Consider the following 15,153-nt stretch of genomic DNA (forward strand, 5'->3'; position numbering starts at 1 on the left):
AGCGGTCAGCTGGCCTTTTCGGCCTTCACCTTGGTGTAGGGCACGAACTTGCCGAGACCGACCGATCCGCGCCAGAAGCCGACATTGCGATCGACCATGCGCACGATATCGACACTGCACAGCTGCGCTCCGAACGGTGTCGTGACCATGATGTCGTTGTCGGACAGCGAGCTTGCGCCAGAATCGGGACGGTTCACCCAGATGGTGCTGCCAGTGTCGTAGACGATGGCTGTCTTGTCATAAATGCGCGTATTGACGACGCGCGGCAGATACAGGCAGTCCTGCGGCTTGCCCGCCACGCGCCCTTCAAGCGTCTTGGCGAGTTCCTGTTCCGGGGTGAGACGCGGCTTGGCGTCGGCAGCGGCTCCGGCAAGAAGCAGCGATCCGGCGGCCAGTGCCGCAGCGAATTTGCTGGCGGTCTTGATCATCTGGCACTTCCCTTTCGATTCGGTCCCTGACCGTTAGCGCGAAACGGCTTAACCCGCGCTGACCACATAACGCCGCAGCGCCAGCAATCCTTCGATCAGGCCGTGCCGCCCACGGTGAGGCCTTCGACCAGCAAGGTCGGCTGCCCAACGCCTGCCGGAACGCTCTGCCCACCCTTGCCGCAGACGCCGACGCCTTCATCGAGCGCAAGATCGTTGCCGATGCCAGTCACCTTGGTGAGGCAGGTCGGCCCATCGCCGATCAGCGTAGCGCCCTTGATCGGCGCGCCGAGCTTGCCGTTCTCGATGCGGTAGGCCTCGGTGCAGGAGAACACGAACTTGCCGCTGGTGATATCGACCTGCCCGCCACCGAAGGACTTGGCGAAGATGCCGTTCTTCACGCGGGAGAGCAGTTCGGCGGGATCATCGTTGCCGCCGCGCATGAAGGTGTTGGTCATGCGCGGCATCGGCGCATGGGCGAAGCTTTCGCGCCGGCCGTTGCCGGTGGGGGCCACGCCCATCAGACGGGCATTGAGGCGGTCCTGGATATAGCCCTTGAGGATGCCGTCCTCGATCAGGATGTTCTCCTGCGTCGGCGTGCCCTCGTCATCGATCGAAAGCGAACCGCGACGGCCCTGGCCACCCACGCCAAGCAGCGTGCCGTCGTCGATCACGGTGACGCCGGGCGCCGCCACGCGCTCACCCACCCGACCGGAGAAAGCGCTCGTGCCCTTGCGGTTGAAATCGCCTTCGAGACCATGGCCGACCGCTTCGTGCAGCAGCACGCCCGGCCAGCCTGGGCCGAGCAGTACGGTCATTTCGCCGGCAGGCGCGGCCACCGATTCGAGATTGACCAGCGCCTGGTTCAGCGCCTCGTCGATCGCACGGTTCCACGTATTGGGCGAGAACAGGTCGTCGTAGAGGCGGCGTCCACCTATGCCGAAGGATCCGGTCTCGCGTCGCCCGTTCTGCTCGGCCACGATCGAGACGTTGAGGCGGACGAGTGGCCGCACGTCGTGGGCGACAAAGCCGTCGGCACGGACGATTTCGACTACCGACCACGAACCGGAAAGTGACGCTGAAACCTGCGCGACGCGGGGATCGCGCGCGCGCGCGGCGGCATCGATGGTTTCGAGCAGCTTGACCTTGGCCTCGAACGGCACGGCATCGAGCGGTGAGGCTTCGGTGTAGAGGTGACGGTTGTTGTTGCGCGGTGGCGGGGCAGCCTGGCCCTTGGCCGGATCGAGCAGTTTCAGCGTTTCGCCTGCGCGGGCGATAGCGGCGGCGGAAATCTCGTTGGCGTGGGCGAAGCCGGTCATCTCGCCGGAGACGCCGCGCAAACCGAAGCCGGCATCGCGCGAATAGTCCGCTGTCTTCAGGCGGCCATCATCGAAACCAAAGCTCTCGCTGGCGATGAACTGGAGATAGAGTTCGCCATCATCGCAGGATTTCAGCGCATTGGCGGTGAGGTTTTGCGCCTCCTCGGGCGAAAGGTGGCCAGAGCGATAGAGCAGCGAGCGGGTGTCGAGATCGGTCATGTTGACCGATATAGGCGCTCAAGGCACAAAGGCCATAGAGCGAAGAGGCTTAAGCGGCCGCAGCGTTGTCCGCTGGGCCGTCCTTGAGCACGAAGCGCCTGTCGCAATATCCGCATTCGACATAGCCCTTCTCGTCAATTTCGAGCCAGACGCGCGGATGGCCAAGGGCAGCGCCGCCACGGATGTCGGACGCGCCGTCGCACTTTACGCGATGATGATCGGTGTAGACGGTTTCGGGTGCCTGAATCATGCGCTGCGGCTAGCAAATCGGCGGGCTTCAGACAATTGCGTTTTCGCTGGCACTGGTGCAGGCAGCGGCCATGGCAAGCACCAACGAAAATCCTCCCGCAATCCGAATTCGCGATCTGGTCAAGCGCTATGCGCCGACGGGCAAGGCGCCGGGCAAGCTGGCACTCGATGGCGTCAGCTTCGATGTGCCGCAAGGGCAGATTTTCGGTCTCCTCGGGCCAAACGGTGCGGGCAAGTCGACACTGATCAACACGCTGGCCGGGCTGGTCATGAAGACCTCGGGCAGCGTCGAGATCTGGGGACATGACATCGATCACGATGTGCGCAATGCCAAGGCTTCGATCGGGATCGTGCCGCAGGAAATCGTGTTTGACCCGTTCTTCACGCCGGCCGAAGTGCTCGATAACCAGGCCGGCCTCTATGGCGTGCCGAAGACGATGCGGCGCACGATGGAGCTGCTGCGCGCGGTGCATCTCGCCGACAAGGCCGATGCCTATGCCCGCTCGCTGTCAGGCGGCATGAAGCGTCGCCTGCTGATCGCCAAGGCAATGGTGCACGCGCCGCCGGTGCTGGTGCTTGATGAGCCTACAGCAGGCGTCGACGTCGAACTCCGGCGGCAGCTATGGGAACTGGTCGGCGAACTCAATCGCGATGGCGTGACAGTTGTGCTGACAACCCATTATCTCGAGGAAGCCGAAGAGCTTTGCGATCGCATTGCGATCATCAATCACGGCAAGCTGATTGCCAACAAGCCGACGCGCGAGCTTGTTGACATGGCGCGGGAAAAGATTGTCCTGCTTACGCTGGATCGTGATCTCGATGCTGCGCCGCAACATCCCGCGTTCCTCAAGAGCCACCTGTCTGGCGAGCGTCAGGTCGAGATCAGTTACGACAAGGATCGCACGACCGCAGGCGAAGTCATGTCCCTTGTGCAGGGGCAGGGGTATGCGATCGTCGACGTTTCGACGCGGGAAGCGGATCTGGAGGACGTGTTCGTCAGCTTGACCAGCATGCCAAAAGAAACTGCCTGATGCGCTGACGCGCCGGGGCTAGGTCGCTGCGCCATTCTTGACGGCGCGCCAACCACCGCGCTCCAGTCGGCGGATCGGTGCATTGCAGTTCCGGCAAGTGCCGACGAACGTCCGGCCGTTCCATTCCACGGCAGAGCGTTTGGGGCGATGGCGATTGAGCATGCAAAGGAGCCTGGTCTCAAGCATGAGCGGTCAATCTGTATGAGGGTTTTACGCATAAATACCTATCATGCTGCACCTGCGAAGCAAGTGGCCAAGGTGGTTAATGGTATTAAAAGCTGGTTACACTTGGCCGGATCCAGCGCTAGGCGCACTTTCGCATGGTGACATGAACCGTTACGGCAAGGCCAAAGGCAAGATTGGGAGTTATCCGCTTGAGCGGCAACGCAGCAGCAAACGACGGTGTGCCAGGCCAGACCATTCACGATGTGCTGGTGGTCGGTTCAGGTGCGGCAGGATTGACGGCCGCCCTGGTCCTCGCCGAGACTTGCCGCGTGCTGGTGCTGGCGAAAGGTCCACTGGACGGCGGGTCAACGAACTGGGCGCAGGGCGGCATCGCAGCGGTTCTCGATGAAGGCGATACCTTCGAGGATCACATTCGCGACACGATGATCGCAGGGGCCGGTCTCAACCGTCGCGAGACGGTCGAGTTCGTCGTGGAGAATGCGCCTGCCGCTATCCGGCGCCTTGTGGAACTCGGTGTGCCTTTCAACGCGGCACAAGGCGCCTTGCACCTGACCCGCGAGGGAGGACATTCCCATCGCCGCATCGTCCATGTGGATGACGCCACTGGCGCCGCCGTGCAGAAGGCCTTGCTCGATGCCGCGCGGGCGCATGCAAACATCACGCTGCTGCCGGGGCGGACCTGCATCGACCTGATAACCGGGCGGCACGAAGCCGCCCGTTATTCAGGCTCCGGCAGGGTTTGGGGCGTCTATGCGCTTGATGAAGCCAGCGGCAAGGTCGAGGCGCACACGGCCAGCGCCACGATCCTGGCCACTGGCGGAGCGGGCCGCGTCTACCAGTTCAGCACGGCTCCACGCGGAGCCACCGGCGATGGCATCGCCATGGCGTGGCGCGCGGGGCACGCGTTTCCAACATGGAAATGATGCAGTTTCATCCCACTTGCCTCTACAACCTCGAGGTCAAGAACTTCCTCATAACCGAGGCGGTGCGTGGCGAGGGCGGGCGCCTGATCAACCCGCGTACCGGCAAGCGCTTCATGGAGTTCTATGACGCCGAACGGCTCGAGCTTGCGCCCCGCGATGTCGTGGCCCGCGCGATCGATGCCGAGATCAAGAAATTCGGCCTCGATTATGTCCACCTCGATATCAGCCACATGCCGGCCGATTTCGTGCGCGAACACTTTCCCAATATCTACGACAAGTTGATGGGCTTGGGCATCGACATGACCACCAGTCCCATCCCGGTCGTGCCGGCGCAGCACTACACTTGCGGCGGTATTCTCATCGACCTTACAGGACGGACGGATCTCCCCGGCCTCTACGCTGCGGGCGAGTGTACGGAAAGCGGCCTGCACGGCGCAAATCGCCTCGCGTCGAACTCGCTGCTCGAATGCTTTGTGTTCGGCGATGCCGCTGCGCGCGATATCCTGCGCCAGAGGGACAGCTTTGCCGCGCCGCCCGAAGTGCGCGCATGGGATGAAAGCCGGGTCACCGACTCTGACGAGGAAGTGGTGATCAAGCAGAACTGGACCGAGATCCGCCGGTTCATGTGGAACTATGTCGGCATCGTGCGGACCAACAAGCGGCTCGAACGCGCGGCCCATCGCATCCAGATGCTGAGTGGTGAGGTCAACGACTACTACGGCCACTTCCGCGTGACGACTGACCTGATCGAGTTGCGCAACCTGTTGCAAAGCGCGGAACTTATCGTCCGCTCGGCCCGGGCAAGGCATGAAAGCCGGGGCCTGCACTACACCCTGGATTATCCCCAAACAGACGCCGTTGCGCGCGATACCGTGCTGGTGCCCTAGGCGGCTTCGGCTTCGACGAATTCCGGGTAGAATACCGGTTCGCGCAGCGACCAGCCGTGCGCCGTTGCGGCGGCTTCGCTGATCGATTGCAGCAGAGCGCGACGGCGGTCCGGTCGAATGACCGGCAAGGCTGCCGCTCCGCAGAACGCCCCCGGCAGCCAGGGACGGGCAGCGGCGCCAAGCAGTCGCTCATAGAGGAAGCGATAGGCCGAGAAGCCGGTGATCCTGTCTTGCGCCAGGTCGAAGGCCGTCAACCGCACCAGCGGGCCCATGAAAGGCTCGAGCGCATCGATCCCGTCGACATGAGGGAGCATCTGGTGCAGCAGCGGCAACTCGCGATAGAGATCCGCCTGCTCCTGGATCGAAGCGGCCTCGTTGGCGGTGCGACCCCAGCGGCGAACGGTTTCCTGACGACCGCGCGCGACGTCGAGGCTGCGGCGGATATAGCGCTGTTCAGCAGCGGTGAAGCTGGCAAACTCTCTCATCTCGGCAATGGTTATGCCACTTGCGCCCAAGTTCGCCATGAAGACCTGCCCTCCAGCCACGGAGTCGCACTCGACCCGTCCGAGTCTTATTGCACATCATGGTTAATGCGCAGTGATCTTCAGGCAGGGGCGGGCCCTCACATCAATTGAGAAAGCCCGCGACGCCTCAGGAAAAGGCCTTGTACGCGCCGTAGAGGCTGGTGAGGGTGAGGACGGTGCCAACCATGATCAGCATCGTCTTGGCCGGAATGTGCTTGGCCGCCCAGGCGCCGAACGGTGCCGCTGCAAGACCTCCGATGAGGAACCCGAGCGTCGCGCCAGCAACATCGGCCACGCCGAGGTGCCAGATGAACGTGGCAGACACTGTCAGCGTCAGGAAGAATTCGACGGTATTGACCGTACCGACCACTTTGCGCGGATCGGCGCCCTGGATCAGCAGGTTGGACGTTACGACGGGACCCCATCCGCCACCGCCTGCAGCATCGAGGAAGCCGCCTACCAGGCCAAGCGGTGCAACCCATCCGGCTTCCTTGATCTTGGGCGGATAGAGAATGCCCCGCACCAGCAGGTAGATGCCGATCGCCGAAAGGTAGAGGAGCACCCACGGCTTCACCAGCGATGCATCGATCGATGACAGGACATAGGCCCCGAGTATGCCACCGGCCATCCCGGGCAGAAGCAGGCGAAAGAACAGCTTCTTGTCCACGTTTCCGTGCAGGAGGTGGCTGATGCCCGAGGTGGCAGTGGTGAAGCATTCGACAATGTGCACGCGCTGAGAAGCCAGGGCGGGGGAATGCCAAGCACGCCGACCATCAGCGTGTTCGAAATCACGCCGAACGCCATGCCTAGCGCGCCGTCGACCATTTGCGCGGCGAAGCCAACGGCAATGAATGGCAGCAACGCGGCAAAGTCGATGCCTGCGATAAAGTCCATGCGATTCGGTCCCCCTGTCCTGCCGTTGTCGGCCGGGAGGATCCGCTAGCCCGGATCAATCTCTACCAAAATAGAAGAATTTATACTCTACCTTAAAGGGAGAGTTTTTTGCGACGAAGCGTTAGCTGCGTTTCCGGTAGCGGAAATACCACACCTCATGGCCGTAAACCGTCCGCGCCTTGTGCTCATAACGGGTTTCTGGCCAGCCGCCGGGGCGGACCTGAAAGTCCTTTGCTTCGCGCGCCAGCCATTCGAACTGATGCTTGTGACGGCGCATCACCATCAGGGCATGGCGCAGGTAGACCGCATGGTCCGTGCCGAAGCGGAATTCGCCGCCGGGTTTGAGCTTTGTTGCAAACATGTCGACCGGGCCGTCATTCATCATCCGGCGCTTGGCGTGGCGCGCCTTCGGCCAGGGATCGGGGTGCAGCAGGTAAAGGAACGAGAGTGACCCGTCCGGAATGCGGCGAAGCACTTCCAGGGCATCGCCATGATGAATGCGCACATTCGGAATGGGCGGATGCGCGCCGTTGTCGCCAGACACGTGGGTGAGGGCCTGTGCCACGCCGTTCAAGAAGGGCTCTGCCCCGATGAAACCGTGGTCGGGCAGCATGTCGGCGCGGAACGCCATGTGCTCGCCCCCGCCAAAGCCGATTTCGAAGTGCAAGGGGCGCGGTTCGCCGAACAAAGCTTCGGCAGTGATCGGCCCTTCGGCAGGCATCGCGATCTGCGGCAGCAGTTCGTCGACCAGCGCCTGCTGGCCCTGCCGCAAGGGCTTGCCCTTGGCGCGGCCATAGAGGCGGTTGATCGTCGTCGGATCGCCGGGTTTGTAGGCTGTCATGGCGGCGGCGTTTGGCAGGGCGGCCCGCAGGGGTCAATATCATCGGCTTCCTGCGTCCAAGTACAAGAAAATTGGATGGACGGTGCGCGCCTGCTGTGGTGAGCAAAGGCCATGTCCGCCACCGATCATGGCTGCCCTGCGATCGCCGAACTGACCGACAAGGAGTTGGAAGTCCTCCGCCTGCTCACCGCAGGGCACACGATAAAGTCGATCGCGACGGCACTTGACCGCAGCGAGGCCTCGATCAACGAACGCTTGCGCGATGCCCGGCGCAAGACCGGGATCGGCAGCAGTCGCGAACTGGCGCGGCTGGTGGCGGGACAGGAAAATTGGTCCAGAAAAACTGATCTATCCGTATCCGGCGTCCCGGAAGACGCTGATGAACAGCCCGCAGATGCGGTGCGTCTCTGGCCGAAAGGAAAGATCGCCATGCTCACTCTCATACCCCTTGCCGCCGGTCTCATGCTGGCTTCCCCCGGCTCGCAACAAGCCGCACAGGCACCGGCTGCATATTCGTCCGCTGCCGCTGCCTCGCCGCTCGTCGGCAAGTGGTCGCTCGACACCGCGCGCATTCCCGCCAACGAGCGGCCCCGCAGCGTCACGATCGCGTTTGATGTCTCGCCCGATCAGCAATGGACCACGCGGGTCGAAATCGTCTCGCCCGACGGTAGCCAGATGACTGCAAGCTCAACCGCGAAGCTCGATGGCGTGGCGGTACCGATCTCTGGCAACATCCCGATCTACGATGTCGCGACGCTGCGTCAGCCGGCGCCGAACACGCTGGTCATGACACTGGGCAAGAATGGCAGACAGGTCGCCACACGGGTCTACACCATTGCCAAGGATGGCAAGTCGATGACCGAGACGATTGTCTGGGCTGACAAGAGCATGCCCGAGATGGAAACGACGTACTTCAACCGCGTCGGCTGACGGCCGGTCCCTCGGCCTCAGTCGCGGCTGAGCGCCCCCGGCTTGTGCGCCGCGCGCTTGCCCCCCTTGGTTTCGACCAGAAACTCCGGATTGTCCTTCGAGGCGGCGACCTTGTGGCCTTTGATGGAGGTGGGCTTTTCCAGCTTGCGCACCACCTTGCCATGGGCTTCGCCGCCGTGGCTCTTCCACGAAACCTTGTCGCCTGCTTTCAGTGCCTTCGCCATGTCATGCTCGTCCTTTTTGCATTTCGCATTAGGGAGCGGGTGAGGCGCGCGGCGGTTCCGCTGCTTGCCCGCAAGTGCAGGCATTGAATGCAAAACGGCCCGCCGTTTCCGGCGGGCCGTCTCAGGGATGGCTATGGCAGGCGCGCAGTCAGGCTGCTTCGATGGCGCTCATGTCGTCAGGATCGCGCAGCACGTAGCCGCGGCCCCAGACGGTTTCGATGTAGTTCTCGCCACCGCAGGCATGGGCCAGCTTCTTGCGCAGCTTGCAGATGAACACGTCGATGATCTTGAGTTCGGGTTCGTCCATACCGCCATAAAGGTGGTTGAGGAACATTTCCTTGGTCAGCGTAGTGCCCTTGCGCAGCGAAAGCAGCTCGAGCATCGCGTATTCCTTGCCGGTCAGGTGCACGCGGGCACCATCGACCTCGACCGTCTTGGCATCGAGGTTGACTGAGAGCTTGCCGGTGCGGATGACCGACTGCGAATGACCCTTGGAGCGACGCACCACCGCATGGATGCGGGCGATCAGCTCTTCGCGGTGGAAGGGCTTGGTCACGTAGTCGTCGGCGCCGAAGCCGAACGAGCGGACCTTGCTGTCCATCTCCGAAATGCCCGAAAGGATCAGCACCGGCGTCTGCACCTTGGCGACGCGCAGCTTCTTGAGCACGTCATAGCCGTGCATGTCAGGCAGATTGAGGTCCAGCAGGATGATGTCGTAATCATACAGCTTGCCGAGATCGAGACCTTCTTCCCCGAGATCGGTTGAGTAGACGTTGAAGCCCTCGGTCGTGAGCATGAGCTCGATCGCCTTGGCTGTTGTAGGTTCGTCCTCGATCAGCAGTACGCGCATTGAACCGCCCCTCTATTGCCATGTCCCTGTGGCAATTAACCCGCCTTCAATTCGGGTTGCCCGCCATTAACCATAGGAGGAATGAACATGAAAGGTTAATTTGTTGTAAAGCGACGAAGCGGTTTCGCGCGGGTTAACCGCCAAGTCGCGGAAAAGTGATTCAATTCGGCGCAGGACTGACTCGTTCTGGCACGCAAAAGCCCGGATTTCGCGGTGTCCCGGAATGAATCACTGGTCCGGGAGGTGATGTTGCAAGGTTAATGCTGCTGGCTTGCTCGCACCGAATCGAACCGTTTGCAGGAGCGAATCAGGCGCCGGCTACACCAAGGCTTGACGCAGCTTCGCGCAATTTTCGTGCACTGGCACTGTCGTTGCGGAAGGCGGCCAGCCCCTTCTGCAAAGCCTCTGCCGCCTTGCGCGGTTCGCCCAATTGCATGCGGCTGCGCAGCAGCATGATCCAGCGATCGACATCGCCCGGGTTGGCCTGAAGTTTGGCCTCCAGCCCATCGACCATGCCGCGAATCATTGCTTCCTGCTGACCCTTGGGCATGCCCTCGGCGGCTTTCATCTGCTCGCTGGTGGGGCCGGGAATGCCCGCAGCGGCCTTGTGCGGGCCATCGGTAATCACGCCATTGGCGGGTGCGGCAAACTTTGCTTCGGCCAGGCGCTTCTCGACATCGATCTTGTGCTTCTCGCCGACATTGCGGATCACCTCGCGGATGTCCTCGGCATAGGGAGCGTCGGCAGGCGTATCCTCGAGCAGGTCAAACCAGGCGTTGATGGCCTGCCGGTGCCGACCGGACAGGTCCATCGCTACTGCCTGGAAATAGCGGGCACGGGCGTCCTTGGGATCAAGCTTGATCGCCTTGTCGAACGCGGCCTTGGCGTCACGGGGCATCCGACCCTCTTCCTTGCTGGCAAGCACAAGTGCCTCGCCAAGGAACGACCAGGTTTCGGCATGATCAGGATCGAGCTTTGTCGCCTTCTTCAGCGCGGTGGCAGCTTCGGCATAGCGCTCGGTCTGGAAATAGGACCAGCCCAGCATGCGCCAGCCTTCGGCATCGTCCGGTTTCTCCGCCAGCTTCGCCTCGAGCTTGGCGATCACGTCCTCGACCGAAGGCTGCTGGCTCGGTTCGGCGGGCGGCGGCACCGCCGGAGGCGGCGGCGTATCCGGGCCGCGGAGCATGGCAACACCGCCAGCGCCCAGCGCGATCAGTCCTGCAGCGATCAGGGCATAGCGGCCCATGCGCGACGTCCCTTGCGCCGGATCACGCGGTGCAGGCTCGCGCGGGTCACTGGCGGGCTGGGGGTCGGTCATCGCTCACTCCTGTCGGGCACCATCCTTGGCGTCCGAGTCATGAGGCGCATATCGTGCCGGGAGGGTTGCTTGCAAGCGTCACCGGCGCACAGGCCGCGTCTCGCGCCGGATGCGCAAATTGCGGGTGGCAATGCGCGGCGCATCGGCTAATGTCGTCCGACAGGGGTCGCAGATCGGTTTTTTGAACAGGCAGGTGCGGGACAAGCGCCGTCCGTTCGCGATGCGGGGGACGCATACCGGTGGGCGAGGTTTTCAAGGTTGCGATCATCGGCTCGGGCCCGGCGGGCATGAGTGCTGCCGGCCGTGCGGCGCAGCTCGGCATGAGCCACGTGCTGCTTGAAAAGACCGATCACCTTTCGGACACGATCTACAAGTACCAGAAGGGCAAGCATGTGATGGCCACGCCGTCGCAGCTGATCCTGCGGTCGGATCAGGAGTTCGATGCGGGCAAGAAGGAAGACATCCTCGACAAGTGGAACCGCCGCACCGCCGAACTCGGCGTGAACGTGAAGTACAATGCCGAGGTGAAGTCCATCAAGGGAACCGGTGCGCCGATCCCCGGCTCGGTCCAGAAGATCGTGACGAGAGCGCGAGATGGATCGACCACCACGACCGAACTCCAGCGCTTCGCACCGCCCTATGCCATTGAGCTGACCAACGGCGAGACGGTCATGGCCGAGACCGTGGTCCTTGCCATCGGCACGCAGGGCAATCCGAACCTGATGCGCTGCCCGGGTGGCGATCTGCCGCATGTGACCTACCAGCTCGACGATCCTTACGCCGTGCTCGACCAGCACATCGTCGTGGTCGGCACCGGCGACGCCGGGATCGAGAACGCGCGCGGTCTGGTGGAAGATCCGGCGCAGGGCAACGTCGTCACCGTGCTCAACCGCAGCCCGAAATCGACAAACGTCCGCGAAAGCTTCGCCACCGCCAAGGAGCCCAACGCCAAGGCCCTGGTCGAGGACGATGCGGCCGGCAAGCTGACGATCCGCTACGAGACCGAGACCAAGTCGATCGAGCCCGGCTGGATCACCCTGTCCACCCGCGATGGCGAGGAGCGCATCCGTTGCGACCGGATCATCGCCCGCATCGGCTCGGCCCCGCCGCGCGCCTTCGTCGAAGGCTGTGGGATCGAGTTCGCCAGCGCCGACAGGCTCGCCTTCCCGACGCTGTCGCCGCAGTTCGAATCGACTGCGCCCGGCATTTTCGTGATCGGCGCGCTGGCAGGCTACCCCCTGATCAAGCACTGCATGAACCAGGGCTACGATGTCGTCGAGTTCATCAACGGCAACACCGAGCTGAAGCCGGCAGACGAACCGCTGCTCGAGGCAAAGTTTGCCGGGCTGCCGGGCAACCGCTCGGTAAACGACTGGCTAGAATTCCTGCGGACCAACGTTTCCATCCTTGATGGCATGACCACGCTGCAGCTGCGCGAATTCATGCTCGATTCGGCTGCGCGCGCCTATGCCAAGGGCGAGACGATCTTCGAGAAGAACGACCCCGGGTCCTCGCTTTTCGCCATCGCCTCGGGCTCGGTCCACGTGCGCCTCGATGCCAATGACCCGTCGAAGGTCGCGGCGATCCCGGCAGGCACGATCTTTGGCGAAGTGGGCCTGATTTCCGGCCGCAAGCGTGGCGCCACGATCGTGGCGGCCGAAGACACCATCTGTGTCGAGATCAGCCGCAACGCCGCGCTCAAGCTGCAGAGCCAGGTGCCCACGGCCAAGCGTGCGATCGAGCGCATCTCGACCGAGCGCCAGATCCTCCAGATGTTCGGCTCGGGCCTGACCAGCGCCGACATTGCCGAAGTCGTCGAAACCTCGAAGATCATGGCCGTCCGCGCGGGCGATGCGATCATCAAGGAAGGCGACGAGGACAAGGACATCTATGTCATCCGCGTCGGCTCGATGGTGGTGGAGAAGGAAGTCGGCGGCAAGCCGGTGTTCCTTTCATACCTGCCGGCAGGTTCTTACGTCGGCGAAATGGCGCTGATCGATGGTGGACGGCGCACGGCCACTGTCCGCGCCGCGATCAAGAGTGAAGTCATCAGAATCGATGGCGAGGCATTTGGCCGCGTGCTGGCTGCCAAGCCCGCCCTGCTCGATCGCGCGCGCAAGGACATGGAGGTCCGCCGCAAGACCAATGCCTTCATCGAATCGAAGAAGGACAGCTTCTCGGGCGTGGTCGATCTCTATTCGGAGCAGGCCAAGTTCCTCGTGTCTCAGGGCTTGGGCGAGGCGACCGACGTCCTGCTGATCGACGAACGCCTCTGCGTCGGCTGCGACAACTGCGAAAAGGCCTGCGCTGACAGCCATGACGGCCTCTCGCGGCTGGACCGCGAGGCCGGCAAGAGCTTCGCGCACCTTCACGTGCCCACCTCGTGCCGCCACTGCGAGCACCCGCACTGCATGGCCGATTGCCCGCCCAATGCGATTCATCGCGGCCCCGATGGCGAAGTTTTCATCAACGATACCTGCATCGGCTGCGGCAACTGCCAGCGCAACTGCCCCTATGGCGTGATCCGCATGGACAAGGTGCCGCCGAAGAAGCCGTCGCTGCTGTCATGGCTGTTCTTCGGGTCCGGGCCGGGGCCGGGCGAGCCGCCCTACAAGTGGTCGAAGAAGAACACGAAGTACACCGGCGACCCGGCGGTCGACGAGCTGCTCGACCGCAAGAAGGCGATCAAGTGCGACATGTGTGCCGGGATCGAAGGCGGCCCCAGCTGCGTCCGTGCCTGCCCGACCGGCGCTGCCATCCGCGTATCGCCCGACGAGTTTCTGACCGTCGCGCGGCTCGAGAACGAGGGGGTCTGAGCCGATGGCATCCGTTGCACCACGCAAGCGTACCGGCGCTACCCGCCAGCGCACTTCCACGCATGAAGGGTTCCTGACCCACCGGAACCTGTTCTGGGGCAAGCTTTCGGCCGTCCTGGCGATTGCGCTGATCGCGCTTTACATCTTCGTGCCGCTGCCGGGCACGCACTTCGGTTCGAGCTGGCTGGGCTACACGCTCGGCACGATCGGTGCGCTGCTGATCCTGTGGCTGACCATGCTCGGCATGCGCAAGCGCGCGATCACGCCGGGCCGCTGGAGCCTGAAGGGCTGGACTTCAGCGCATGTCTACCTCGGCCTGTGCCTGACCGTGATCGGTACGTTGCATTCGGGTTTCCACCTTGGCTGGAACGTGCATACGCTGGCCTGGGCGCTGATGCTGATCGTCATAGGTTCGGGGATCTTCGGCATCTGGGTTTATGCCACGATGCCGCAGGCGCTGTCAGCCAACCGCTATGATGAAGAAGGTGCGATCACCGAAAAGCAGATGATCGAAGCGCTGCGTTCGCTTGATCGCCAGATCCACGATGCTGCGCAGCCGCTCGACCCTGAAACGGCGACGCTGGTGGGTAAGAGCCTCGATGAAGATCCCTTCGCTGGCAGCTTCTGGAACCGCATAACCGGCAAATACCCCCGATGCGCGACGCGGAGCACGGCAGCGGAACTGCGCCGACTGCGGGCCTATCGCCCGCGCATTGCCAATGATCCGCTCGACAAGGTCGATGCCCTGCTCACGCGCAAGGAGGCGATGCTGGGCAGAATGCGACGGCACTTGAAGCTCAAATCATGGTTGCAGGCATGGCTCTATGTTCACGTGCCCGTGACATTTGCGCTGATCGCGGCGCTTTCCGCCCATATCGTCAGCGTCTTCTTCTACTGGTGAGCAAGAGATGAGCTTCCTAGTCCGCCAGATCGCGCTCAAGTCCAGTGGCGAGGAGATCGTCCGGCCGTCCACGGTCGAAGGCGATGTCTTGACCATCGGGCGTGATGCCGCATGCGATATTCACCTGCCCGACCTCGCCGTCGACCCGCGCCATGCGCAAGTCACGCGCGCTGCGGACGGCAGCCTCGTCATCGCCTCGATTGGCGCGCAGCCGTTCGAGGTCAACGGCCGCAGCACGACGCAAAGCCCGCTCGATCCGGTGGCGGGAGCAGAGCTGACTTTCGGCGGACATCGCATCTCGGTTGCGGTCGATGCCGAAAGCGGCGCCGCAACCTTCACTGTCCGCCGTGTCGAGGCCGTATCGGATTCGGCCGAGGACAAGGACATCACCACCGTCTACACGCTCAAGGGCCTGCTGCCCGGCAAGCGGATGTCGGCGTGGACCTTTGCCATACTCGTGCTGGTCTCCTTCCTCGCCTTCCCGATCTACAGCTACATGACCTACAAGCCGCTGGCGATGCAGGAGAAGGCGCGCCGGCCCGATGGCTTCCATGCCGACCAGACCTGGTCCTCGGGCCGTTGAGCCTTGCCCACAAGAATCTGGGTGGCGATTGCC

General features: G+C 63.0%; 13 protein-coding genes and 2 pseudogenes. 6 read left to right on the forward strand and 9 right to left on the reverse strand.

Annotated elements, in window-relative coordinates; all coding sequences use genetic code 11:
* Positions 1-5 precede the first annotated feature (5 nt).
* From C7W88_RS06600 to C7W88_RS06610, 3 genes are all read right to left on the reverse strand, one after another.
* Positions 6-428, reverse strand: a complete 423-nt coding sequence (locus tag C7W88_RS06600; RefSeq protein ID WP_118072954.1) for a hypothetical protein — start codon at positions 426-428, stop codon at positions 6-8.
* A gap of 95 nt (positions 429-523) precedes the next feature.
* Positions 524-1,963 carry a metalloprotease TldD gene (gene tldD / locus C7W88_RS06605; protein WP_118072955.1) on the reverse strand — a complete coding sequence of 480 codons (1,440 nt, stop codon included), beginning with the start codon at positions 1,961-1,963 and terminating at the stop codon, positions 524-526.
* 49 nt (positions 1,964-2,012) lie between these two features.
* Positions 2,013-2,213 carry a zinc-finger domain-containing protein gene (locus tag C7W88_RS06610; protein WP_118072956.1) on the reverse strand — a complete coding sequence of 67 codons (201 nt, stop codon included), beginning with the start codon at positions 2,211-2,213 and terminating at the stop codon, positions 2,013-2,015.
* 70 nt (positions 2,214-2,283) lie between these two features.
* Here C7W88_RS06610 and C7W88_RS06615 point away from each other — a divergent pair, with 70 nt between their 5' ends.
* Both C7W88_RS06615 and nadB read left to right on the forward strand, forming a co-directional pair.
* A complete protein-coding gene (locus tag C7W88_RS06615; RefSeq protein ID WP_118072957.1) occupies positions 2,284-3,243 on the forward strand; it encodes an ABC transporter ATP-binding protein in 960 nt (319 codons plus the stop codon).
* A 404-nt stretch (positions 3,244-3,647) separates the two neighbouring features.
* Positions 3,648-5,239 (forward strand): annotated as a pseudogene (gene nadB / locus C7W88_RS06620) (L-aspartate oxidase).
* Here the strand turns inward: nadB and C7W88_RS06625 are convergent.
* The 3 genes and pseudogenes from C7W88_RS06625 to C7W88_RS06635 all read right to left on the reverse strand — a co-directional run bounded on the left by C7W88_RS06625 (position 5,236) and on the right by C7W88_RS06635 (position 7,498).
* Positions 5,236-5,763, reverse strand: coding sequence for a hypothetical protein (locus C7W88_RS06625; protein ID WP_118072958.1), 528 nt, complete (start codon positions 5,761-5,763; stop codon positions 5,236-5,238). The pseudogene nadB and the gene C7W88_RS06625 overlap by 4 nt on opposite strands.
* Positions 5,764-5,890: 127 nt before the next feature.
* Positions 5,891-6,657, reverse strand: a pseudogene (locus C7W88_RS06630) (sulfite exporter TauE/SafE family protein).
* A 121-nt stretch (positions 6,658-6,778) separates the two neighbouring features.
* Positions 6,779-7,498 carry a tRNA (guanosine(46)-N(7))-methyltransferase TrmB gene (locus tag C7W88_RS06635; RefSeq protein ID WP_118072959.1) on the reverse strand — a complete coding sequence of 240 codons (720 nt, stop codon included), beginning with the start codon at positions 7,496-7,498 and terminating at the stop codon, positions 6,779-6,781.
* A 111-nt stretch (positions 7,499-7,609) separates the two neighbouring features.
* On the opposite strand from C7W88_RS06635, the gene C7W88_RS06640 reads away from it, so the two are divergent.
* The gene (locus C7W88_RS06640) at positions 7,610-8,428 is read left to right on the forward strand and encodes a helix-turn-helix transcriptional regulator (protein WP_118072960.1); all 819 of its coding nucleotides are present in this window, start codon (positions 7,610-7,612) and stop codon (positions 8,426-8,428) included.
* A gap of 17 nt (positions 8,429-8,445) precedes the next feature.
* On the opposite strand, the gene C7W88_RS06645 is transcribed toward C7W88_RS06640, so the two are convergent.
* The 3 genes from C7W88_RS06645 to C7W88_RS06655 form a co-directional block, all read right to left on the reverse strand.
* A complete protein-coding gene (locus C7W88_RS06645; RefSeq protein ID WP_118074628.1) occupies positions 8,446-8,652 on the reverse strand; it encodes a DUF2945 domain-containing protein in 207 nt (68 codons plus the stop codon).
* A 148-nt stretch (positions 8,653-8,800) separates the two neighbouring features.
* The gene (ctrA, locus tag C7W88_RS06650; RefSeq protein WP_011443965.1) at positions 8,801-9,502 is read right to left on the reverse strand and encodes a response regulator transcription factor CtrA; all 702 of its coding nucleotides are present in this window, start codon (positions 9,500-9,502) and stop codon (positions 8,801-8,803) included.
* Positions 9,503-9,809: 307 nt separating this feature from the next.
* Positions 9,810-10,820: a tetratricopeptide repeat protein gene (locus C7W88_RS06655; RefSeq protein WP_118072961.1), complete on the reverse strand. Its 1,011-nt coding sequence runs from the start codon at positions 10,818-10,820 to the stop codon at positions 9,810-9,812.
* A 239-nt stretch (positions 10,821-11,059) separates the two neighbouring features.
* Here C7W88_RS06655 and C7W88_RS06660 point away from each other — a divergent pair, with 239 nt between their 5' ends.
* From C7W88_RS06660 to C7W88_RS23560, 3 genes are read left to right on the forward strand one after another with little or no spacing between them, the layout of a single operon-like run.
* Positions 11,060-13,636, forward strand: a complete 2,577-nt coding sequence (locus C7W88_RS06660; protein WP_118072962.1) for a cyclic nucleotide-binding domain-containing protein — start codon at positions 11,060-11,062, stop codon at positions 13,634-13,636.
* A 4-nt stretch (positions 13,637-13,640) separates the two neighbouring features.
* Positions 13,641-14,537, forward strand: a complete 897-nt coding sequence (locus C7W88_RS06665) for a hypothetical protein (RefSeq protein ID WP_118072963.1) — start codon at positions 13,641-13,643, stop codon at positions 14,535-14,537.
* A 7-nt stretch (positions 14,538-14,544) separates the two neighbouring features.
* Positions 14,545-15,120, forward strand: a complete 576-nt coding sequence (locus tag C7W88_RS23560) for an FHA domain-containing protein (protein WP_240344863.1) — start codon at positions 14,545-14,547, stop codon at positions 15,118-15,120.
* The last annotated feature ends 33 nt before the right edge of the window (positions 15,121-15,153 follow it).

Origin of the sequence: Novosphingobium sp. THN1 (assembly GCF_003454795.1) — a bacterium.
Lineage (GTDB): Bacteria > Pseudomonadota > Alphaproteobacteria > Sphingomonadales > Sphingomonadaceae > Novosphingobium.